Annotated in this window: 21 protein-coding genes; 10 read left to right on the forward strand and 11 right to left on the reverse strand. The window is 58.0% G+C overall.

All coding sequences use genetic code 11. From position 1 onward, the window contains the following. Positions 1-544: 544 nt before the first annotated feature. The gene (locus tag AWB69_RS25845; protein ID WP_331712692.1) at positions 545-1,315 is read right to left on the reverse strand and encodes a fumarylacetoacetate hydrolase family protein; all 771 of its coding nucleotides are present in this window, start codon (positions 1,313-1,315) and stop codon (positions 545-547) included. Positions 1,316-1,515: 200 nt separating this feature from the next. After that, positions 1,516-2,091, reverse strand: coding sequence for an NADPH-dependent FMN reductase (locus AWB69_RS25850; protein WP_062089673.1), 576 nt, complete (start codon positions 2,089-2,091; stop codon positions 1,516-1,518). A gap of 323 nt (positions 2,092-2,414) precedes the next feature. Here AWB69_RS25850 and AWB69_RS25855 point away from each other — a divergent pair, with 323 nt between their 5' ends. The 3 genes from AWB69_RS25855 to AWB69_RS25865 all read left to right on the forward strand — a co-directional run bounded on the left by AWB69_RS25855 (position 2,415) and on the right by AWB69_RS25865 (position 5,910). Then, entirely contained in the window at positions 2,415-4,148 is a 1,734-nt protein-coding gene (locus AWB69_RS25855; RefSeq protein WP_231937229.1) for a CocE/NonD family hydrolase, read from the forward strand. A 12-nt stretch (positions 4,149-4,160) separates the two neighbouring features. Continuing rightward, the gene (locus AWB69_RS25860) at positions 4,161-4,628 is read left to right on the forward strand and encodes a cupin domain-containing protein (RefSeq protein WP_062089674.1); all 468 of its coding nucleotides are present in this window, start codon (positions 4,161-4,163) and stop codon (positions 4,626-4,628) included. Between the two features lie 118 nt (positions 4,629-4,746). After that, a complete protein-coding gene (locus tag AWB69_RS25865; RefSeq protein WP_197500321.1) occupies positions 4,747-5,910 on the forward strand; it encodes an FAD-dependent monooxygenase in 1,164 nt (387 codons plus the stop codon). A 38-nt stretch (positions 5,911-5,948) separates the two neighbouring features. Here AWB69_RS25865 and AWB69_RS25870 read toward each other — a convergent pair whose 3' ends face one another. Further along, the gene (locus AWB69_RS25870) at positions 5,949-6,800 is read right to left on the reverse strand and encodes a TetR/AcrR family transcriptional regulator (protein ID WP_156528972.1); all 852 of its coding nucleotides are present in this window, start codon (positions 6,798-6,800) and stop codon (positions 5,949-5,951) included. A 57-nt stretch (positions 6,801-6,857) separates the two neighbouring features. Between AWB69_RS25870 and AWB69_RS25875 the strand changes: the two genes are divergently transcribed. The 3 genes from AWB69_RS25875 (at position 6,858) to AWB69_RS25885 (ending at position 10,184) form a co-directional block, all read left to right on the forward strand. Continuing rightward, entirely contained in the window at positions 6,858-7,646 is a 789-nt protein-coding gene (locus AWB69_RS25875) for a glutathione S-transferase family protein (RefSeq protein ID WP_062089677.1), read from the forward strand. 75 nt (positions 7,647-7,721) lie between these two features. Further along, complete coding sequence (locus AWB69_RS25880) at positions 7,722-9,149, forward strand: MFS transporter (protein WP_062089678.1); 1,428 nt, start codon at positions 7,722-7,724, stop codon at positions 9,147-9,149. A gap of 78 nt (positions 9,150-9,227) precedes the next feature. After that, positions 9,228-10,184 carry a VOC family protein gene (locus AWB69_RS25885; protein ID WP_062089679.1) on the forward strand — a complete coding sequence of 319 codons (957 nt, stop codon included), beginning with the start codon at positions 9,228-9,230 and terminating at the stop codon, positions 10,182-10,184. Between the two features lie 69 nt (positions 10,185-10,253). Here AWB69_RS25885 and AWB69_RS25890 read toward each other — a convergent pair whose 3' ends face one another. The 8 genes from AWB69_RS25890 to AWB69_RS25920 form a co-directional block, all read right to left on the reverse strand. Further along, positions 10,254-11,402, reverse strand: coding sequence for a porin (locus AWB69_RS25890; protein ID WP_062089680.1), 1,149 nt, complete (start codon positions 11,400-11,402; stop codon positions 10,254-10,256). A 482-nt stretch (positions 11,403-11,884) separates the two neighbouring features. Next, complete coding sequence (locus tag AWB69_RS25895) at positions 11,885-12,856, reverse strand: fumarylacetoacetate hydrolase family protein (protein WP_062089681.1); 972 nt, start codon at positions 12,854-12,856, stop codon at positions 11,885-11,887. Positions 12,857-12,926: 70 nt separating this feature from the next. Further along, positions 12,927-13,697, reverse strand: coding sequence for a cyclase family protein (locus AWB69_RS25900; RefSeq protein ID WP_062089682.1), 771 nt, complete (start codon positions 13,695-13,697; stop codon positions 12,927-12,929). A 28-nt stretch (positions 13,698-13,725) separates the two neighbouring features. Then, complete coding sequence (locus AWB69_RS25905; RefSeq protein ID WP_062089683.1) at positions 13,726-14,901, reverse strand: alpha/beta hydrolase family protein; 1,176 nt, start codon at positions 14,899-14,901, stop codon at positions 13,726-13,728. 68 nt (positions 14,902-14,969) lie between these two features. Next, positions 14,970-15,281, reverse strand: coding sequence for a hypothetical protein (locus tag AWB69_RS47165; protein ID WP_082913590.1), 312 nt, complete (start codon positions 15,279-15,281; stop codon positions 14,970-14,972). A 48-nt stretch (positions 15,282-15,329) separates the two neighbouring features. Next, positions 15,330-16,136, reverse strand: a complete 807-nt coding sequence (locus AWB69_RS25910; RefSeq protein WP_156528973.1) for an MFS transporter — start codon at positions 16,134-16,136, stop codon at positions 15,330-15,332. A gap of 90 nt (positions 16,137-16,226) precedes the next feature. After that, the gene (locus tag AWB69_RS25915) at positions 16,227-16,418 is read right to left on the reverse strand and encodes a hypothetical protein (RefSeq protein ID WP_062089684.1); all 192 of its coding nucleotides are present in this window, start codon (positions 16,416-16,418) and stop codon (positions 16,227-16,229) included. 357 nt (positions 16,419-16,775) lie between these two features. Continuing rightward, positions 16,776-17,699: a LysR family transcriptional regulator gene (locus AWB69_RS25920; RefSeq protein ID WP_062089685.1), complete on the reverse strand. Its 924-nt coding sequence runs from the start codon at positions 17,697-17,699 to the stop codon at positions 16,776-16,778. A 201-nt stretch (positions 17,700-17,900) separates the two neighbouring features. Between AWB69_RS25920 and AWB69_RS25925 the strand changes: the two genes are divergently transcribed. The 4 genes from AWB69_RS25925 (at position 17,901) to AWB69_RS25940 (ending at position 23,329) form a co-directional block, all read left to right on the forward strand. Beyond that, complete coding sequence (locus tag AWB69_RS25925) at positions 17,901-18,995, forward strand: VOC family protein (protein WP_197500322.1); 1,095 nt, start codon at positions 17,901-17,903, stop codon at positions 18,993-18,995. A gap of 62 nt (positions 18,996-19,057) precedes the next feature. Next, complete coding sequence (locus AWB69_RS25930; protein WP_062089687.1) at positions 19,058-20,197, forward strand: FAD-dependent oxidoreductase; 1,140 nt, start codon at positions 19,058-19,060, stop codon at positions 20,195-20,197. Between the two features lie 52 nt (positions 20,198-20,249). Continuing rightward, entirely contained in the window at positions 20,250-21,956 is a 1,707-nt protein-coding gene (locus AWB69_RS25935) for a DUF1302 domain-containing protein (protein ID WP_062089688.1), read from the forward strand. Positions 21,957-21,967: 11 nt separating this feature from the next. Continuing rightward, positions 21,968-23,329: a DUF1329 domain-containing protein gene (locus AWB69_RS25940; RefSeq protein ID WP_062089689.1), complete on the forward strand. Its 1,362-nt coding sequence runs from the start codon at positions 21,968-21,970 to the stop codon at positions 23,327-23,329. Positions 23,330-23,358 lie beyond the last annotated feature (29 nt).

Raw genomic sequence — 23,358 nt, forward strand, 5'->3', positions numbered from 1 at the left:
GCCCTGCGTCGTAGGCTAGCCGTGGCGTCCTGAGCAGAATCACGGAGGTTCTTCCCGGACCTATAGTCATCGGCCGGACTCGGTAGTTGGTAATCATCTCATTCCGCTTCGCCAAGAAATTGCGCCATGTTACTCCGATAGCGGTTCTGAAATATGACGGCGCGAATTGGCGGCGCCACGAGCCTTGCGGGACGGAGACATAGCTTGACGCTGCGCCCCACCCGCAATGAATGATCCGGGAAACATCAATCGAGTGGCTAGTTGTCCGACGAAACGACCTGAGTCGCAGTCAATCGAAGGGTGCCTTATGGATGCCGAGCGGACATCAAAGTGCCGGAACGCACGGAAAAACTAGAATGATGGCCCGGCTCGTATCGAAGAATGCAATCGTGCGGTTGTTCAGCCGCACTAACCCTCCGGCTGGATCAACCTGCAATTTTACCCGGACCGCGTGCAAATCAGGTCTGACATTGCTGTTCGCGATCAGCCAGTTGCCTTACGAGACAATGGCGTTGCTTCAGCGGAAGCCTGCGCGGCGAACGGATTAGCTGACTGCCTTCTCCACCTTGTTTCGCAAAGTACCAATTTTCTCGATCTGGACCTCGCAGATGTCGCCAGCTTTCATAAAAATCGGTGGCGTGCGGGAGAAGCCCACACCAGATGGTGTGCCAGTGGCAATGACATCGCCCGGTTTTAACGGTATGAGTGCCGACGCATAAGCGATGATTTGCGCGACATCGAAGATCAGGTGACGGGTATTGCTGTTCTGAAGGGTCTTGCCATTGAGCAAAAGCTTGATGTCAAGGCAACTCGGATCGGGGATCTCGTCTGCCGTGACCAGCCACGGACCGAGCCCGCCGGTTTGCCAGAAATTCTTGCCTGAGGTGACCTGGCTCGAATGATATTGCCAGTCGCGCACACTGCCGTCGTTGAAGCAGGTATATCCGGCGACATGGCTCAATGCGTCGGCTTCATCGATATAACGCCCACCTTTTCCGATGACCACGGCCAGTTCTGCTTCGTAGTCGAATTCGTCCGATACCTTGGGTATCTGCAGAGGCTGGTCATGCGCGACCAGCGATTCCGGAAAACGGGGAAACAGCGATGGGTGCTTCGGTTTCGGGCGCGCGATGCCGGCATCCTGGACCTCTTTCAAATGGTCCGCATAGTTGACGCCGACACAATAGAAATGGGCAGGGTCAGGGATAAGCGGCAGGAAGACCACATCGCCGAGAGCGTGGTCGGGTTGTGCCCCCTCAAGTTCAGCCGCCGCCGCGAGCTTCCCGGCCTCGAGCAATTGGCGCAAGCTGTTCACACCGAGCCGCCTGCCGATGTCGACGACACCGTCATCAACGAGCGCCCCTAGACGGGCAGCGCCTTCGAACTCGTAAGACAGAAATTTCATGTTATCTCCATTGGGTCGATTGAGGCGACGACTTTGCCGGGGCTATCCCGAACGTTTGCCATAGATACCGATACGCAAGCACGGTGAAGGAATAGCTGTTACGGGACGGCTCAGCCTTCTCGATCGGAGACTGTTGTCTTGCCGGCGATATCGCGGAGCAGATCATTTAATCCGTCGGAAAGAAATCGTGTGGTTTCCTGATCAACGACTCGGCCGTCCCGTATTTTTTCATGCGCCATACCGATGACGATCTGCGGACGCAATACGAGTAAGGCAGCGTTGGAGAGCAGCGTTTCGTTGAGTTGCGCCTGTGCTCTCACACCTCCCGTGAAGGCCGGCGATGCCGAGAGCGTCAGCACAACTTTCCCCTTCAGCTTTGATTTTCCGTAGGGTCTGGACGCCCAGTCCAGCGCGTTCTTCAGAACACCGGACATGCCGTAGTTGTATTCCGGCGTGACGATCACCAGACCTGCCGCGCGTTCGATTGCCTGCCGCAGGGCAGTCACCGACTCGGGAGGCGATCCGTTATCGAGATCCTGGTTGTACAAGGGCACAGAGTCGAGCGGAAAAATTTCGAGTGTCGCGCGGCTCTCAGCGGCACCGACGATGTTCTGCAGGATCGCCGTGCAGTGCGAGGCCTTACGCAAACTTCCTGAGATTCCAAGTAAAACGGGTCGATCAGACATTCCAAGTTCTCCAGTTCTGTTGTCAGCGAATCGTGCAGTCGCCAGTTTATTCCCAAAATAAGGAATATTTCAACTGAAATCCAGAGGCTTCCGTGGAAGCCGCATTTCTCTTCGCCGTCGAGGCTGTTGTTCCGTGAGGCAGGACAGTTAGCGAAGGAGGTGAGTACCGTCTTGACATATTCCCAATGTGGGGAATATATTGTACGAAAGCAAGGGCGATTGGTGTCGTCCACGGTCCGGGCGGGCTACGTGTTCCGGGCTGTTCAGAACAGCGACCGATGAAGGCATCGGTCCAGTGCAAAGAAGTGGAGATAAGGATGAGGATGACTGAAGAAACAGCATTGGAACGAAGCGAGCCGGATCAGAAAAATCCCTACGGCATGATCTTCGAACAGGACGTTCCCATTCCCGTAAGCGATGGGCTCGTTTTGCGTGCGAACGTATTCCGTCCGGACGCAGAAGGCAACTTTCCCGTGATCATGGCGCAGGGCGTATACGGCAAGGATCTTCATTTCGAGGACGGCTTCAAGACGCAATGGGATCAGCTAATCGGCGTATATCCGGACCTCTGCAGCAACGGATCCACAGGCAAATATCTCCGCTGGGAAACAGCGGATCCTGAACGGTGGGTTCCGGATGGTTTTGTGATCATCCAGATCGATTCGAGGGGAAGCGGAAAGTCGCCCGGCTACCTGGATCCTCGCTCGCCGCGCGAGATCGTGGACTACTACGACGCCATCGAATGGGCGGCCCGGCAACCCTGGTCGAACGGCAAGATCGGTTTGCTGGGAATTTCCTACTACGCCGTGACGCAGTGGCGCGTCGCGACGTTAAGGCCGCCACATCTGGCAGCGATCTGCCCTTGGGAGGGTTATACCGACTACTACCGCGACAGCACGCATCACGGCGGCATCCTGAGCAGCGGCTTCGCTAACTACTGGTGGCCGAAGCAATGTCTCGCCGTGCAGCACGGCAACGGCGCCTCACCGCATCGGGAACGGGAGTCCGGCAAGCGTGTCACCGGCGAAGATGCATTGAGTGAACAGGAACTCATTGCCAATCGCACTGATTACGTCGCCGATATTCTGCGGCACTCGCTGGATAGCGCCTGGTGGCGTGAACGAACGCCAGTGCTCGATCGTATCGAGGTGCCGGTCCTGTCGGCCGGCAACTGGGGTGGCCCCGGCATGCATCTACGCGGGAACATCGAGGGTTTTCTCGGAGCGGGTTCGCAGCAGAAGTGGCTCTCGCTGCACGTTGGCAAGCACTGGGAGGGGTTTTATCTTCCCGAATACGTCGCCATGCAGAAGCGCTTCTTCAATCATTTTCTGCGCGATGAGCAGAACGGCTGGCAGAACGAGCCTGAAGTGCGGATCGTTGTGCGCGATCCACGAGGCGACCGGGTGCGCACAGCGTCGTCGTTCCCATTGCCGGCGACGCAACCCACACGCCACTACCTTGACGTCGCGTCGGGCATGCTCTCCACCGATTGTCCCGCAGAGGAGTGCAGCGCGATCTTCGACGCCATGGGAGACGGGGTGAGCTTCACGACAGCACCCTTTGCAGTCGATACCGAATTTACCGGCTTCATCACGGCCCATCTTTGGGTGTCTTCATCGACGGAAGACATGGACCTGTTTGCCGTCTTGCGTATCGTCGATGCGGCCGGCAAGGAGCTCGTCATCAGTGGTGCGCACGAAGCGTCTCCCGTGTCGCGCGGCTGGCTTCGCGTGTCGCATCGCAGGCTCGATCCACAGCGGAGCAATGCGCTACGTCCCTTCCACGCTCATGACCGGGTCGAGCCGTTGGTGCCGGGTGAGTTCTACGAAGTGGACGTCGAGATCTGGCCAACATCGATGGTTTTTCCGAAGGGCTATCGATTGGTGTTGACCATTATGGGTAAGGATTTCGAGTTCCCCGACATTCCAGGCCGGATCCTGCACAAGCATGCATCCGACCGCGGCGGCGCGACTTTCCAGGGCAGCAGTCGCATTCTGACCGGCGGGACTCGTGCGTCCTATCTGACGCTTCCCCACATCCCCAGCACTAACGATTGAGAGGAGTAGGCGATGCAGATTCGAAGGGTAGTCACCGGACACAAGCCGAACGGCGAGGCCACGATCCTGATCGACGAACCGTCCAACGATGTTGTCAGCTTCCGTCCAGGCGCCACCGTCTGCAATATCTGGTCGGCGGCGTTGCCGGCCGATAACGACGACCCCAGCGACGGAGCGAAACAGATCGTTGGCACTGCAATGAAGGGGCGCTCGGTCTTCCGTGTCATCGAATACGCGCCGGGTGTCGCGCCGCGCAATCATCGGACCGATTCGATCGACTACGCCATCGTGCTCGCGGGTGAGATCACGATGGAAATCGATCATGAGGCCGTGATGCTGCGCGCTGGAGATGTGCTCGTGCAGCGCGGCACGATTCACAACTGGGTCAATCGAGGTGATACGCCATGTGTCATCGCTTTTGTCCTGATCGATGCGGTGCCGGTGACGATCGCGGGCGACGCGATGACCGCGGTCGGATGACGCAAAGGCACTGGTCGCCACTACTGACCACTTGCCGATGATTCACAGCTGCACTGACCGCATGATTCGCAAATTTATGAATGAAGATCCTCAGCAGTTGAACACTATGAAAGGAAATATGATGAAGCCGATTAGGCGGGTGCTGATTGTGGGTGGAGGCATCGGCGGTCTGTCATTGGCCGTCGCATTGGGGCGCCGGGGGATTCAGGCTGAAATCGTCGAGATCAAGTCTGAACACAACGTCTACGGTGTGGGCATCATCCAACCCGGTAATGCGCTGCGTGCGTTGAACGGTCTTGGCCTGATGGAGCGTTGTCTCGCCGAAGGGCTTCAGATCGACTACTACGTGATGAACGACAGTGACGGCGAGTTCATTGCAAGGATGAAGCTGCTGCGGATCGCCAGTCCGGATATTCCGGCCGTCAACGGTTTGCCGCGCACGGCGCTGCACCGCATCCTGACGGAGACGGCTACCGCTGTGGGCGCGAGGATTCGGCTGGGGTTGAGCGTGCAGGCGCTTGAACAGGTCGGCGACGAGGTGGACGTGACACTGACAGATGGCTCGCGGGAAAGATACGATCTCGTCGTCGGGGCAGACGGTATCCGCTCGCGGATCCGGACGCTGCTATTCGGCAGTCAGTTCGATCCTCAATACACGGGCCACGGTGTCTGGCGTTTTACGACCACCCGGCCTGCTGAGATCGACCATCAGATCATGTATTTCGGTGTCGGGGTTAAAGCGGGGATCATGCCGGTCTCCAAGGACCAGATGTATCTCCTCCTGGTCACCAACGAACCCGGCAATCCGCGCTTCGAAGCCGATCAGCTTCCACGCCTGCTGCGCGAACGCCTGCAATCATTTACTGCGCCTCTCGTCACACAGATCCGCGAACAGATTGAAGACCCGGCGCGCGTCATCTATGGTCCGATCGAAGAGGTCATCATTCCATCGCCCTGGTACCGCGGCAGTGTGTTGCTAATCGGCGATGCCGCGCATGCCTCTGGTCCGCATGTATCGCAGGGTGCGACTATGGCGATCGAGGACGCGGTCGTGCTGGCGGAGTTGATTGCGGAGGGTGAGAACGTGGAGAAAACGCTCGCGAGATTCATGGAACGCCGCTATGAGCGTTGCAAATTCGTGCAGGACATCTCGCACCAGATCGGACAGGACGGCAATCTCGACGACCCTGTCCTTTGCGAACTGCGCAATGAACGAATGCGCGCTGCCTTCCAGGACCCGCAGCCGCGGCCGCACGAACGGCGCCTCGCGGAGCCGATCTAGATAGTGTCGGAGAGCGGTGAAGGGCGCACGCTCACCGGTTATCGCTTGCGCGGCGTTCGTGCGGCTGCCGATGACTTGTCCGTGCTTTTGTCGCTCGTCGCTACGTTGAGTGCGGCGGAGCCCATCACCAGATCGGTGACGAAGTCGCAAAATCGTTCCTTGAATGCAGGGGAGTCGACTTCGTTTCCGAACAATGCAGTGAAGACAGGTTTCGCGCTGAACATGAATTCGCAAAGCGCCGCAATCGAAACGTGAATAAACCGCGCATCCAGGGGATAGGCCTGTCCGGTAGCGTGTTCACCGCTCAGGAGCGTCTGCAATTCGCCGATGGAATGCCGGAACCTGTCGAGTGCGGCATCGCGCTCGGGGCCGATCGTGTTGAAGAGATAGTCGACCACCAGACGATGGTAGTGCGGGTTGCTCCCGAAAAAGTCCAAAAAGATCGAGATGCGCAGACGCAGGCGATCTCTGACGGAACCGTCGTGGATGTTGGAGGCGACGAAGCGGTTGCGCAGTTCCTCCGTGATCTGGATGGCGACCACTTTGAGAAGATCCGGCATCTGACCGAAGTAGTAGCGGATCAACCGCTTGTCGATGCCTGCCAGCAGCGCTACCTGCTGGAACGTGATCTCTCCCGGCGGTACGGTTTTCAGCGTCTCCCGCGCCGCGGCCAGGATGGCTTCCTTGCCGACGGCCCCAGACGTGGACGGGCGGCCCTGGGGGCGTCGAGTCTTTTCAGTTTTTCGGGCTGGCATATCCGGTTGGTTCTTTTCCTGATTATGACGGGTAATCGTACTCGGGGGATTGCAGCATCGCAGCGGAATTATGCCCAATCCGCGATTGTAGTGAGGACGAGATTGGCGGTACCCGTAGTCGAAGCATATTGACATTTCCCATAAATGGGAATTAAATCATTGACAGTGTTCAGCGGATAGGAGAGAAAGTCAATGCTTGAGCTTTATCACACGGTGAACTCCGTCTGCGCGCAGAAAGTCAGGATCGAACTGGCAGAAAAGGACCTGGATTGGGAAAGCCATCAGATGACCCTACGCGGCGACCAGTTCGACGAGGCCTATCTCAAGCTCAATCCGAACGGTGTGGTTCCGACGTTGATCCATGACGGACAGCCCGTCATCGAATCGTCGGTCATCCTCTACTATCTGGAGGACTGTTTTCCTGACGTGCGGTTGATGCCGGAAGACCCGACGGATCGCGTTACCGTGCGGCTGTTCAACAAGTTCATTGACGAGTACGTGCACAACGCGTGCACCGTGCTGACTTTCGCTATCGCATTCCGGACGCGCTTCCAGAAAATGGATCCGGTCAACCGCGAAAGCTATCTATCGGGCGCACCGAATCAGAAGCGCTCCGACCACAAGCGCGATGTGATAGCCCACGGCCTGGACTCGAAATTCTGTGTCGAGGCAGTCGGGCATTTCATCAAGCTATTGCAGTGGATCGAACGTGCAACGCTCGATCATGACTATCTGGCCGGTGACGAATTATCGCTCGCGGATATCGCGGTCATACCCTACGTGATCCGTCTGGACATGTTGCGCCTCGCGCCAATGTGGCATTCCTATCCCCATGTGGTGGCATGGTACGAGCGCACGCGAAAGCGCCCTGCGGTCGAGCGCGCAATCGTCAGCAGCATGACGGCGGTGGACCGGGCGCCGTTCGAAGAGATATCCGTCGATCCCTGGCCAGCCATCGGCCGCATGGTGGGACAAGCCTAGATTCATTCATCGTCGGAATCGACGTTCAATAATAGCTGCCCTCGTCGACGGGCAGACGATATCAGGAGACTTGACGTGTTGACGGTAAAAGCAATTGTTCCCACTGAGGAGCATGCAACCCATTCGCCGGCAACAGCGGCCGATGCCAATCATGCGGCCGCTGCGGCAGATATCACCGCGCGTATCGAGCGGCTGCCATTCTCCTCCTGGCATGTGCGCCTGGTGACAGTGGTCGGTATCGCGCATCTTCTCGATGCGTTCGACTCGCTGGCCATTGCGCTCGTGCTGCCTGTACTGATCGAACTCTGGCACTTTTCGCCGGGGCAGGTCGGCCTGGTTTTTTCCATCGGGTATCTCGGACAGATCGTCGGGGCGATTGGCTTGAGCTGGTTGTCGGAACGCTTCGGGCGCCTTCGTGTACTGCGACTCGCGCTGGGGATCATGGCCGTTCTTAGCCTGGCGACTGCCTTCGCCGGCAGTTACATGACCTTCGTTATCCTGCGCCTGATCCAGGGACTGGGACTCGGCGGCGAAGTGCCGGTTGCCGCCACCCTGGTCAACGAACTGACGCCGGCCCGTTTTCGTGGCCGCGTTATCAGTTCGTTACAGAGCATATTCGCCGCGGGTCTTTTCCTCACGTCGTTCGCGGCGGTCTGGCTGATTCCGCAGTTTGGCTGGAAATCGATGTTCTACCTGGGCGCGCTGCCGGGCTTGCTGATATTTGTGATCGGCGGCGTGGTCCCGGAATCGCCGCGATGGCTCGCGTTACGAGGCAGAATCGATGAGGCCACCGCAGCCACGGAGCGTATTGAGGCGGCCATATCGAAGCAGGGCACGCGACCCCTTCCGGCGGTCGGTCCGCTCACACTTCATCCGATACGGCGACACGGCCGATTCGCGGATCTATTCCGCAACGGCTATGCGGTTCGTACCGTCTGCATCTGGGTCCTGATGTTCTGCATCTCCGCATGTGGTAATGCGCTGATTACCTGGCTGCCGACGATCTACAAGACCGTTTATCACGTCACCCTCACCAACACGTTCCTGCTGAGCAGTGTGCTGGGCATCGCGGGCCTGTCTGGTGCCATTACGAGCGTTCTCGTGATCGACAGCATCGGTCGTCGCCGCACTTTCATGCTGTCGTTGTTCGGCAGCGCCGTGCCACTGATCGCGCTGGGGTTGGCCGGCCATCTGCCGATGCTCGCGGTGGTGTCGTTGCTGACGGTGAGTAACTACCTGCTCGCAATCGGGCTCGGCAGTATCCATACCTATGCCACTGAAATTTATCCGACCCGCATGCGGGCGCTAGGTGCAGGCGCGGCCATGGCCTGGCTGCGTATCGCTCAGGTGGTGAGTCCGCTTGTGATTGGGGCACTCCTTAGCCACATCGGCGTTGGTGCGGTGTTTCTCTTCCTTGCCGTGATGGGATTGATCGGTGGACTGACGGTTGCCGTTGCCGCGATCGAAACCAAGGGCCGCATTCTCGAAGAAATCTCCGTTTGAAGCTGTCTTTGTGACAGCGTGGCCGCTTCGGAGAATTGGAATAAGCGGCTTTTTTCGCGTTCTTGAATGGAGGTACAAATGGCAATATTGGGTGTGCAAACAGTGGTGTTCGGCGTCGACGATATGGCGCGCTGCACACAGTTCTTCGATGATTTTGGCCTGGCAAGAGAAGATACCGATGCCGTAGAGTACAAACTACGCGAAGGTTCGCACGTGGTTCTGCAGCAAAGTACAGATTCCTCGCTGCCGCCGTCTTTTGGTTCGGGTCCGGGTGTCCGGCAAGTTATCTGGGGAGTCGATAGCCAGGAAAGCCTCGACGCGATCGAGGCTGACCTGCGTAGCGACCGTACCGTCGAAAAAGACGCTCACGGGCGGATTTATTGTCTCGACGATGCGGGGTTGTCGATCGGGTTTGGTCTTTTCGAGCGCCAACCGCTCATCTCGGACGAGGAGCTGGTCAACTCGCCTGGCCGCTCGCTACGCTGGAATCGCCACCGTAAATGGTTCAAGCGCGCGGCACCTCAGCTCATCCATCATGTCGTCTTTGCCTGTCCGGAATACGAGAAGGCGGCCCGGTTCTATCGGGATCGACTTAAGTTCCGCGTAACGGATGTTTCACGCGATCGCGGCATATTTCTTCGAGCCGACGGGCGGTCCGATCATCACAACCTGTTCTGGCTAAAAGACACGCGCGCCCGATTTGTCCATATCTCGTTCGGCGTCGAAAATCTGGATGAGCTTGTGGCGGGTGCGAATCATATGCAACGCACGGGCTGGACAAGCAACCTGGGGCTGGGGCGACATCGGCTTTCGTCGACGATTTACGCCTACATCAACAATCCTGCAGGCGGTGAGGCGGAGTATTCGGCCGATACCGACTGTCTGGACGATCGCTGGCAACCGAGGATCTGGAACCCGCCGTTTGCAAATCAGCATTGGGTTGCGAATCTGCCGGAGTTTCTGATCAAGCATCCCGAGGAAGATGTGAGGCTGCTGGCCGAGATCGATCCCGAACTGGCCAGCATTCCGGAGTAACCGGAAGGTTTGCTGCAGAACGGCCAGCCTCAAAACAATCGCGCAGGCAGCCGTTCATCGAGGGGACGGCTAGAACGAGTGCCGGATTCCAAGCATGCTGCCCACCTGACTCATCCCTTTGCCTGGCGTGGACGCTCCGCCGCCGCTTACGGAATAAGCGGCATTGGCGCTGTTCTGCAGAAAACCAAGTTGCGCATACACTGCTGTACGTGACGACAAAATGTAGGTGGCGCGGGCCACTTCCATGGTCGCTCGCGTATCTTGCTGGCGATCGATAATCCGCTGCAGCAGCATGTCGAAAAACAGCGCCGGCGACATCTGATAGTCCGCCTCCAGCGCATATTGATTCGACGTGATGGTGGGCGTTGTCGTTGAGGCTGAGTTCACGTGACGATTCAGCCATACTGCCCCGAAGGTGAATTTGCCCACTTTCGCATACCCGTCCAGCACCAGACGCGCGTCCCGATTGCCGCTGCTGGTCAGAGCAACGGGTGTCAGGCCGTTGAACAGGCTGGCCGCGGCACCTGGACCACCATTCTGACGGTCGTAGCTCGCAGCGGCACCCCAGTTTCTGGCGTCGTATTTCAGCAGGAGCGACCATTCCCGACATGCCGCGGCATTGCCGGGAATGCTACCTGCGCACGTTCCCTCCCCGGGCGTATTGAATCCGTTTGCCGGTGAGGCATCCCGACCGAACGAGTAGCTTGCGCCGACCGTCAGACCTCCAACGTGCTTCTGATAGACGACGGTATTGTCGCTGCGGGGATTCGCAATCCATGCATCGAGCGAGGCCAGTCCATAGATGTTGGTGCCGACGATATCGGCAGGCTGCAGCGACCAGAACAACATTGAATACTGCCGACCGAAGGTCAACGCACCGAGCGGACCGTCAATCCCGACAAAGGCTTGTCTGCCGAACAACCGGCCACCCTGATTGAGGCTGCCCGTGCCGGTTGCAAAACCGCTTTCGAGTGTGAACACCGCGTTGTAGCCGTCGCCGAGCGGCTCCGAGCCTTTCAGACCCCACCGCGAAGGTAGCTCGCCCGTGGTGCCTGGCATCCGTACAAGCGAGCCGCCCGTCGGGTTCGCGTGATTCACGTATTCAATGCCCGTATCGATGATCCCGTATAGCGTGACACTCTGGGCGCGGGCCGCGCTACACCAAGTTGAAGCGAGCGCAGCTACGAGAACGCCTGAGATCGCTGTGATCCGATTCATGCCTGTCTCCGATATATATTTTAATAGTACTAATTGATATGAAACGGTTTAAAAAGCATTTCACCGCGAACGTCTGGCGACCTCCAGCCTTTTCGCGCTCCCTTGGTGCAAGGTGGGCCACCGGCGCTTTCTTTATCGGAAAACTTCGCTGAAGATGCGATTACAGTTCTCGCGACCGAAGCGCGCCAGACAGCGGTGCTGAATCCGATCGCGTCCGCAAAGCCGTGTTTCGCATCACGAACTGGATTGCATGGATAGAATTTATATTCCTACAATGGGGAATTGTCAATTGACGGATTGGGAAGGATTTCCCTTAGTCGTTGTACGAAGCGGCTCGGCCTGTTTGCCGGGATGGGTGGCCGCGGAGGTGTTTGGGCTAACAACGCCACGCGCCGGCCCGAACTGACGTGCGCAGCGGACCGAGGCTCATTGAACAGCAACATGAGGCGTCGATAGATGCTTCTTGATGGCTAAGCGAATGACTAGCCTTTTAAGACCTGATGCTCGATCACACCAAAAATAGAATGCCGATTCTGGTCCGTCATGTCGATCTTGACGGTGTCGCCGAACTTCAGAAATGGGGTTCGGCACTCACCGTGTTGTAATTGCTCAACGGCGCGTACCTCCAGCAGAGTGGCCGATCCGGTATCGTCGAGCGGATCGGATACGGTGCCGCTACCGAGAATGGTCCCTGCGGCGAGCTTCCGTGACGTTGCTGCATGGGCAATGAGTCGGCCGAAGCTGAAATTCATATATTCGGCGCGCGGCGAGCCGACCCAACGGTTATTCACATGGACAGTAAGGGCACCGTGGAGTTTTCCATCTCTCCAGTTGTCGTTGAGTTCGTCGAGCGTAACGAACACCGGGCTGAATATTGTCGAGGGTTTGGCCCTCAAGAATCCGAATCCGGCTTCTTGTTCCGCGGCACCAAAAGCTCGCAAGCTCACGTCGTTTGCCATGCCGACCAGCTTGATATGGCTTAAAGCATGTTCCGGGGAGATACCCATCGGAACAGTGTCCACAACAACGACAACCTCGCCCTCGAAATCCATGTCGTGGGCTTCTGACGGCAGGTACGACGGCCCGTATGAAGGCAACAAGTCATCCGACGCTCCTTGATACATAAGTGGCGTCGTGTCGCTCCAACGGTTTTTGTTGTTCCAGGCCTTTGCCACCAGCTCGCTATGAGTCTTGAAGGCCGATGCGTCTAGCCATTGTGGTGCCCGGGCCAAGGGCGCCTGCGTGTCTTTCTTGTCGAACGCGAACACTCCTTCGGCATTGCCGTTCTCCAACTTTTGAGCTTGGGCGGCGAGTGCGTCGGCCACCTTGTCCCACAGTTCAATGGCGCTGAGCAAGGTCGTTGCGGCGTCGGCTTTCACGGCTCTGGTGAGGTCGCGCGACACGATAATCAAGCGGCCATCTTTTTCACCGTTGATGAGAGATGCGAGTTTCATTCGTAAATTCACCTTTCAAAAAGTCCAATTCAGACAGGCGTCGCACGACACCCTCATTTCATCAGGATACCTAGTCGATGATGCCCACCGCGCGGGTCCAGCCTGCGGAGCCGTGAGCCACCTTCACTGGAAAGCAGGCTACGCGGAACCCTTTGGCCGGCAGTTGCTCGAGGTTGTGCAGTTTTTCGATCTGGCAGTAGCCGACTTCCATCCCGGCCTTGTGTCCCTCCCAAATGAGTGACGCATCGCCGGTCGCGGCGAACTTGCGAGCGGTATGAACGAACGGAGCGTCCCAGCTCCAGCCGTCGGTTCCTACGACCTTGACTCCCTGATTGGCAAGGAACAGCGTGGCATCGCGTCCCATACCGCAGCCAGAGTTCACATAGTCCTTCTGGCCGTAGCGGGCACCGGCGCTGGTATTTACAACCACGATTTCGAACGGACGCAATTCGTGGCCGATGCGATCCAGTTCACGTCGCATATCGTCCGAGGTCACCAGATAGCCATCTTCGAAATGTCGGAAGTCCAGCTTGATGCCGGGCTGGAAAAACCAGCCAAGCGGCAGCTCATCGATTGTCAGGGCGCGCTCCCCGCCGTCCATGGTCGGATGGTAGTGCCAGGGGGCATCGACGTGCGTGCCGTTGTGAGTGGAAATGTGGACATTCTCGACGGCCCAACCGAGGCCTTCAGGGAGGTCCTCCAAACGTGCACCGGGAAACGACGCGATCAGATCCTTGCCGCCCTCGGCGTGCGCCGTGTACTCGATGTTCACACGTTGATGACGTGGGTCCGCGAATTCGTTGTTCTCGAGCGGGACAGACAAATCAATGTAGGTGGGCATTTTCATTCTCCTTGTGGATGGCAACCGGTCACGTGCGGACGCCTTGCGCGCCCAGTTCGCCGAACGTCTGCGCGATCCAGTCCGCGATGTAGTCGCGAGCGTTATCCTGGTTGTCAGCGCTGCAGTGCTCCACGCCGCCTTCACGCTTCGTAAAGAATTTGAGTTCACGCTTCGGGCTGTTGACCGCACCGTCGTACTGCTGATGTGCATACTCAAGCGGGATCTGGCGGTCATGTGCCCCGTGGGTGGTCAGGAACGGGACAGTGATCTTGTCGATGACCGGTGCGAGCGTGACGCCCGGCGCGAACTCCATGAACTCATCGAGCGAATTCTTGCCCCAAACCCACTGAACGTGCTCCCAGTAGTGCGGTACCGGCGTGTCACCCTCACGGGCAAGGCGCCGTTTCTGCAACTCACCCCAGTTGAAGTTCGCGCCCCAAGCCACACAAAGCTTGAAGCGTTTCTCCATAGCCGCGGCGCGGGGTGCGTAGTAGCCACCCAAAGACCAGGCACCTACGCCGATGAAGCCGTGATTAACGTCTTCGCGCGTTTCGAGGTAATCCACGACAGCGCCAGCCCAGACTTCCGACTCGATCACTGCCGTCAGTCCTTTTAGGCGCAGCGCTTCGCCAACACCTGGCTGGTCGACCGAGATACTCGACACGCCGCGGCGGGCGAGCGCTTGCTGGATGCCCGAGCCGTAGATCATTTCCTTGGTGCTGTCCAACCCGTTGAATAGCGCGATGCACGGCACGGGCAGGTCGTCGACACGCGAAGCCTTGACGAACAGGCCGGCGAGTGTTGTGCCTTGATAGGGGATATCAACCCGCTCGCAGTTCTCCTCGTGCAGTTCGACGAAGCTTGCAAAACTGCTGAGCATCTTCTGATAGACGGCCTTGCGCGGCGCGTAGTCACGGTGCTGCATGCGCTCGGCGGTCAGATAGTAGGTCGAAGCACGTCCGTGTTTTGCACCGGCGCTCAGGCGACGATTGAGCGTCAGGTCTTCCCTGGCCAGTTCGACGAGGCGATCGGCCTGCTCACACCAGGCGTTGAAGAACGCCTCGGTGCCCCCGTCGTCGCCACGCGTGGATGGCTCGACGAGGTGGCGGCAAATGGAGTCCACCTCACCGATGTTTGCACCCATGGTCAGCGCGAGATTGGTCGAGAGGTTCCAGACGTAGTTTGTTGGGAAATACTCCAGCATCACAACTCCTTCAAGGAAAAAGCTATAAGAGGACGCACTGTCCGCTCAGGAGAACGGGTTCACCATCGTTACGCCGCCCGTTGGACGCGAGCGGCCACGTGTCGTCGAATGGCCGTGCCGGCGGGGATCAGGCAAACAACGTAGATGGTCGCTGACACCCAGCCCAAGGCACGGAAGTTCGAATTGCCGACGGCTGCCGCGGCGACCGCGGGGGCGAGGGCCTGTCCGAAGGTGCTCGCTGACGCACCCAAGGCCGGAAGCCGTCCGGACGGGTCGATTTCGGCCGCGAGCGCGAGGAGGTAAGGCAGGCCGAAGAACCAGACACCCATGACCGCGCAGGCACTCACCGAATAGCTGAAGACGGTCTGACCATAGGCCATCGTCACGGTCGCAATGATCGAACCACCGAAACCGATGACCTGGGGCCATCAGTAGCCGAGCCGGCGCCCCAGTAGCGCGGCAAGAACGGAGCCGAGCCCGCCGGTAATCAAGGCCGCTGCGAGGGCGAGGCCGATCGTCTGCGGATCCAGACCAATGGCGCGCCCAATCCGCTCCTGATAGACCCAAAGCACCTGGTGGCCCAGGAGGACCAGGCCAATGCAGGCGAGCAACAGAAATGCCGTCAGACCGATTCCGTGTTGGAGACTTCCAGGTCGAGCAGGATGGGGTCGCCCCGCTTCAGTTGGCCGAGCCTGCGATCGAGGGATGAGAGACGAGGCGGCGAGGGCGATCGCCGCGAGCAGAGCGAACTGCATCAGGAAAGCCGGCATGCCGAACTTGCGCAGCAGGAAAGTCGAGCCAATGACCGCAGGCGGTCCCCAGAACAAAGCGGCGGCGGATACCATGGCATAACCGCGTGCAGCCTGTCCCGAACCTGCAATCGTTGCGTACATGACGGCCTGAACGGCACCGATCCCGACTCCGACGATGATGCGGCTAGCCGTTACCGAAGCGAAAGTGCCCGCGAGCGCGTTGGAAAACGTGCCGACGTTGACCGCAACTAATCCCCATTGCAAAATTCGGCGACGGTCGGAAGGATGCACGATCATCGCCACGAGGGTGCATGTCGCGGCGGCCGTAATAAGCTCTGCGGAGAACACCACGCCGATCTGTTGCAGGGTCAGCCCCAGCAGGTCTGCAAGTCCACCCGTGAAAACGGGTTGCGTCTGCACACTGCCAAGCGCGATGACTTGCAGGAGCATCAGAACCGCCCAGACGCTCTTGCCGAACTTCACTTCAGTCTCTCGCGCAAGTGGCGTGATAGTGGACACAGCGGAATGCATTGGTCTTCTCCGTGGCTGTAGGTCAATCGTGGAAAGAAAATCTCATCGGCTAGCAGTGAGCGGCAGATCAGGGCCAGCGAGGAAGCGAGTCGAGCGCTTCATCTCCTCGACGCGATAGAAAAACGATGTGATTCCTGCGATGGCAACTTTTGTATTCAGGAAATCGAAGGCAATACGGCGCCCTGCCTTGGCAAAAAGCATCTGCGGCCATTGGACGGGTGGTTGCGGCTGCAAGAGATATCTCGTGCGGTCGCAACAGGCGGAAAGACTAGGTGATCAGACGAAAAATGGCAGGCATGGCGTCTCCGGTATCTTCGTTATGCGCCGAAGTGCTCTGGCGACTGGTGTAGATGGAGTTTCGTATAGCGCGATGCGTTTGGACAGTTTATTGTTTCTACGCGATGCGTTTAAACCATAAACGTCAGGAGATACCTGCGCGAAGATTTCAATGGCGGGCTTGCTGATGCAGGAGGGAGAGACGACGGTGCTCGCGCTGAAAATGGAGAGCCTGATGCGCAAGCGAATGCGTACCCGGCGAAAGGCTAGTGGACTAGTGCGCGGCTTGCTGCGTTACCTTCCCAATCTTCCACATCAATATTCGACAAGCGCCATCTCGGACGCGACCGTCCGCATCAATTGACGAACCCAGGTAATCACGGGGTCGTTTTCCTGATATTTGTGCCACTGCAGTAACTCCACCAACGGCGGCACCTGCATCGGGCAAGGCAATACACGAATGGGCCACTGCGCAGAGGCCTTCTGCGCCAGCCGCGTCTGTAGTGTTCCAATCCGGTTTGTACCGCTCAAAAACATGGGCACCCGTGAGAATGTAGACACCCATACCTCCGTTCGTCGCGAGATGCCATGTGCTCGAAAAAATTCGACATCGTCCGTACTCAGACGACCCGCACCCCACTGCGTGTTGACATGTCCAAGCGAGATGTATTGGTCGGCGGAAATTGCATCGCCCACTTGATCATTTTCATTCCAGACAACACAGGAAAACGTGTCCCGGAACAGCTCTTCTGAAGGATGTTTCTTGGCCTCTGACTTGTCACTAATAATCAACAGGTCGATATCGCCACTGTCAAGTTCCTCTTCGAAGCGAGGGGTGAGGGCGCGAAAGTCGAACCGTACCAACGGAGCTTCACGGGAAGCTCGTTCAACGACGGCAGGCATGAATACGGTTTCCACGTAGTCAGAGCAGGTGACCGTAATGTTCCGGTTCACGTTCGCCAGTTCGATGCCCGCCGACGTGGAGGAGGTTATCGCCTGCAGTTGTAGCAATACATCGCGAATCGGATGTTCCAGCGACAAGGCAAGAGAAGTCGGAACCATCGTCTTCCCCACTTGCGTCAGCAACTCGTCATTGAAGTATTCGCGCAGGCGAGTGAGCGCACAACTCATCGCAGGCCTGCTGAGATACAGCCGGTCAGCCGCTCGGGTGACACTTTTTTCTGCGAGCAACGCGTCCAGGCACACGAGATTGTTCAGATCGAGCTTGTTGAATCGCATGCCTGTGCTCCTGGTGTTTATCGCTTAAACGCATCGTGTGCAAACAATAAACTGTCCAAACGCATCGCGGTATACGAAACTTCCCCTACACCAGTCGCCAGAGCACCGCGGCGCATAACGAAGATATCGGAGACGCCATGCCTGCCTTTTTCCGTCTGATCACTTAGTCGTTCCCCCTGTTGCGACCGCACGAGATAGCTCGTGCGGTCGCAATCATCCTTCCAATGGTCCCGGATGCTTTTTGCCAAGGCAGAGAGTCGTATCGCCTTCAATTTTCTAGAGATAAAAATGGCTATTGTCGGAATCGCATCGCTTCTCTATGGCGTCGAAGACGTGAAGCGCTCGACGCGCTTTTTCACTGACTTTGGTTTACCCATTGAAGTGGAGTCGGATACCGAATCACGTTTCCGGCTAGACGAAGGTTCGACGATCGTTATCAGGCAACTCGATGATCCGTCGATTCCCCGTTCAGCTGTTGTGGGCAACGGCGTACGGGAAGTCGTGTGGGGCGTTGACACCCCAGGCAGTCTGAGTGCCTTCGTCGCCGACTTGCGCCGAGATCGGGAAGTCAATATTGATGACGACGGCACAGCGCACTTCCTGACGGATTGCGGCCTGCCGATGGCACTGCGTGTCTTTCACAAGACACCGATCCTTAGCGCGCCGGATGCTGTCAACTCCCCCGGCAATATCAATCGGTTCAACCAGCACCGGAAGTGGCGCCGCAGAGCCCGCCCGAAAGCGATTCAGCATGTCGTCTTCGCAGTGAAGGATTTTGAGCAGTCGTTTTTCTTCATGCGCGACCGACTGGGCTTTCGCTTGAGCGACTACCAACGCACGTATGGCATTTACATGCGTGCGGAAGGTGCAAACAACCACCACAACATCTTCTTCCTTAACGCCAATCTCCCACTTCCCGGCTTCGACGGAGAGGTCCGATTCCACCATGCCAACTATGGCGTTGAGGATATCGACGAAATGATGGTCGGTGCCAACCACATGGAGCGGCAAGGATGGGAGCGCTCGCATCTCGGACTTGGCCGGCACCGCGTTGACTCTGCCTTGTTTTTCTACCTTCCATGCCCGGCCGGGGGCGAGGCTGAATATGGAACCGATGGTGACTATGTAGACGACACGTGGGTACCCCGTGACTGGTTTGTTCCGTCGTTCGGGTACATCTCGTTCGTTCACAACCTCCCGGACTTCCTGATTGAACCGCCGGAATGGGAAGTCCGGTATTTCGACGAATTCGCGACGGGTGCTGAGCCTGGCTACGCCTTGACCAGCGGCAAGTAACACAGAAAACAGTTCATAGATTTGCGCACGCCATAGGCGTATGCATTTAGGAGACTTTAACGATGTCGCGAGTAAAAAAGGTTCTCATTGTTGGTGGTGGTATCGGAGGTCTGACGGCGAGTGTCGCACTTGCACGCAACGGCGTGGACGTCAGCATCGTCGAGCTGAAATCGGAATGGACCGTGTACGGGGTTGGGATCATACAGCCCACCAATGCCCTGCGTGCCTTGCACGGTTTGGGACTGGCCGAGGCGTGCGTCGCGGCTGGTTTTCCGTTCCCGGGCTGGCGCATCCTCAATAGTGAGGGTGGTCTTATCGCGGACGTACCGAACCTCAATTCTGCTGCGCCGCAGTTTCTCGCGAACAACGGGATTCCCCGCAGAGCGCTGCATCAAATTCTGGTCGACACAGCTCAATCCGCCGGTGTCCAGGTCAGGCTCGGGGTCACGGTGAAGGAGTTGGAGTCGGATACCGAAGGCGTTTCCGTCTCGTTGACCGACGGTAGCGTCGAGCAATACGACCTCGTCATCGGCGCCGACGGCACGTACTCGAAAGTACGGTCGCTGCTTTTTGGAAAAACACCAACCCCGACATTCACAGGTCAGTCGGTATGGCGTTACAGCTTCCCGCGCCCGAAGGACATGACCTGGGCTTCGATCTGGTATGGCAAGCAGACCAAGGCGGGCCTCGTACCGGTGAGCGAGGAATCGATGTACCTGCTGCTGGTGACGGCAGAGCCAGGAAATCCTCGCATGCCGGACGATCGTTTGCACACGTTGCTTCGCCAACGGCTGTCGGAATACAGCGGACTAGTTGCCGAGCTTGCCGAGCAGGTCACCGATCCAAAGGAGGTTGTCTACAAGCCGTTGGAAACCATGATGTTGCCGCAGCCATGGCACAAAGGCCGCGTGGTCCTCATTGGCGATGCAGTTCACGCGACAGTCCCTCATCTTGCGCAAGGCGCTTCCATTGCAATCGAAGACGCGGTGGTCCTGGCGAGCATGCTCGACACCGAAGAGCCTCTCGACGCGGTACTCACCGCCTTCGCACAGCGCCGCTATACACGATGCAAATTCGTTGTTGACAGTTCCTTTCAACTTGGTCAGTGGGAACTGCAGGAATGGGCGGGCCATCCTGCCGCGGACGCTGACTTTGCAGGTCTTTTGCGGCGGGCGTGGGACCGGATGACCGAGCCGGTCTAAACCGCCGGCATTCACCAGAGACCATAAAAAAAGCTACACCAAGGAGACGGAGATGAAGAGGCAAAGGAGGCAAGCAGCTTTAAAAAGGCTGTCGAGACCCAATGGAAGTTATCGACTATCCGGGATTAGCGCTGCAGCACTACTCGCGGTGTCCGGCCAGGCGGGCGCGTACCAGTTCACGACAGACAACCCGGACCTGTCTGTGCGTTGGGATAACACCATTCAGTACAGCAATGCGTTTCGCCTCGACTCGCCGTCGTCTTTGCTGACATCTAATCCGAACCTGGACGACGGCGACCGCAATTTCCATCGAGGCCTGATCTCGAATCGGCTGGATGTATTGTCTGAGTTCGACATTTCATACAAGGACTTCGGTGCTCGCATCAGTGCCGAGGCGTGGTACGACACCGTCTACAACCACTCGAACGCCAACAATTCGCCGCGGACCGCGAACGCCGTATCCGTACCGTATAACCAGTTCACGAGCGCAACCCGGGTCATCGACGGTCGCGACATCCAGTTGCTCGACGCGTTCGTCTACAAGAAGGGTGAAGTAGCCGACATGCCCGTGACGGTGCGGCTCGGTCAATACTCGCTGCTTTACGGCGAGACGCTCTTTTTTGGCAACAACGGGATCGCTGGCGCGCAGTCACCGATCGATGTGAACCGGCTCCTGAGCGTGCCGGATTCGCAATTCAAGGAGGTCGTGCTTCCGCAGCCTCAAATATCGGCGCAGATTCAGGTCAAATCGAACCTGTCTGTTGGCGCGTACTACCAATTCAGCTGGCAGGCCGACCGGCTGCCGCCTGTAGGCGGGTATTTTTCCAACGTCGACCTGCTGCAGCAGGGGGCGGAAAGGATCTTGGCCGGGCCGCCACTCGTGCCCGGCGGCGGTCCGGCCGCATTCTTCCATACGGCCGATGAGTACGGACGCAACTCCGGACAAGGCGGATTTCAACTGAGATGGAGGCCAGAGAAATGGGAGACTGAGTTCGGATTCTACGCGGCACAATTTAACGCCAAGGATCCGATCGTTTATGTCCATCCGGGAGTGGGGGTGAATCCGGTCTCCGGCCAGATCGGCACGTATCAGCTTGTCTACCCGAACGATATCAAGACGCTCGGCGCGAGCTTCACGACTTCAATCGGCGACACCAATTTCGCCGGCGAGTTTTCGTTCAGGCACAACATGCCGCTGGTGCCCGAGGGCGGCGCGGTCACCGTTCCGTACGGCGAACTTGCCGATAACGGCGACAACGCGCGCTATCCGGTTGGCAACACGATGCATATCAATGTGTCGTCGATCACGACTCTGCCGCGCACGCCGTTGTGGCAAGGCGGACTTCTGCTTGCCGAAGTGGCCTATAACCGGCGGCTGAACATCACGGCCAACCCACAGGCGCTTGACCCCAATACCACGCGCGGTGCTGCGGCGATGCGCGTTGTACTTTCTCCGGCCTATTACCAGGTACTGCCTGGGCTCGATATCAATATCCCGATCGGCATTGGCTTTAACCCGATCGGCCGCTCGTCGGTCATCAGCAGTTTCAACGGCGGTTCTTATCGCGGCGGGGACATGAGCATCGGCATTTCCGGTGTCTATCTTCAATCATGGAACTTCTCTCTGAACCTGACTCACTACTTCGGTGCGGCTGATCCTGTCACTGGGCCGGCAACCGCCGCGGTTCAGGCCTACACATTCGGACAGTCCTACAAGGACCGCGATTTTGTATCGCTGTCCATATCAAGAACATTTTGAGGGAGACGGATATGGTTTCTAAATACGCGATCGCTGCCGTGGTTTGCACGGTGCTCGCCACGACTCAGTTCGCACACGCTGCGGTGTCAGCGGAAGAGGCAGCCAAGCTGGGCACCGTGCTGACGCCGCTCGGAGCGGAGAAGGCGGGCAATAAGGATGGCACCATTCCGGCATGGACAGGCGGCGATCAGAATGTACCGCAAGGGCTTAAGGGAACGGCGCGCCGGCCCGATTCGTTCGCCAGCGAGAAGCCGCTCTTCTCGATTACGGGAAAAAATTACACCCAGTATGCAGATAAGCTGAGTGATGGGCAGATCGAATTGCTCAAGAAGTACCCCGATTACCGGATCGACGTTTACCCAACTCATCGAACTGCTTCTGCGCCCGCCTGGGTCTACGAGAACACGCGCAAGAACGCCGAAAGCGCAACTTCCAGCAACAACGGTTACTCGATCAAAGGGGCTTACGGAGGGATTCCGTTTCCCATTCCCAAGACTGGTGCCGAGGCAATGTGGAACCATCTCCTGGCGTGGCAGGGACAAGCCTGGCGATATCAGTTCCACGTGCTCGTCACGGCGTCTGACGGCCAGCGTTTCCTCGCGGGTGACATCCAGGTTGACGAGCAATCACCGTACTACTTCAAGGACGGACCCAAGTCCGACTACAAGGAAGAGTACAACATGATCCACATCGTGACGAATGGGCCGCCGCAGCACGCCGGTGAAGCCGTCGTGACACGCGATCCTCTCGACCAGGTGGGTATCGGTCGACAGGCGTGGCAGTACCTCACCGGTCAACGCCGCGTGAGAAAGCTGCCTAACGCGGCCTATGACACGCCAAGTGTGTTCGTGTCAGGTGTCTCGAACTACGACGAGATCTACCTGTTCGCCGGGCCGTTGGACCGATACGACTGGACCATTGTCGGCAAGAAGGAGATGTATATCCCCTATAACGACAACGGTTTCTATCAGCCCGTGAAGGACTCGGATGTCATCGGTGAGCACTTCACCAATCCCGACCATGTTCGATGGGAATTGCATCGCGTATGGGTCGTCGAGGCGAAGCTCGCCGCCGGCAAGCGACATGTCATGCCGCGCCGTCGTTTCTATCTCGACGAAGACACGTGGCTCGCGCAATTGGAAGACGGGTGGGACGCGAGCGGGAAGCTGTGGAAGACCTTCACGATGCTTAACGTCGATTGTCCCGACCTTCCTGGCGTGGTCAGTGGAGCATTCATGACCTACAACCTGCAGACGGGTGATTGGGTGGCGAACAACATCATGAACGAAAAGTCCTACACCATCGATTTCACCAAACCGTGGCCGGACTCGCATTTTACCGGTGATGCCCTCTCGGCAGAAGGCGTACGTTGATGAACCTGGCGCGGAGGCAGGCGGCGCCG

The sequence above is a fragment of the Caballeronia udeis genome (genome assembly GCF_001544555.2).
GTDB lineage: Bacteria > Pseudomonadota > Gammaproteobacteria > Burkholderiales > Burkholderiaceae > Caballeronia > Caballeronia udeis.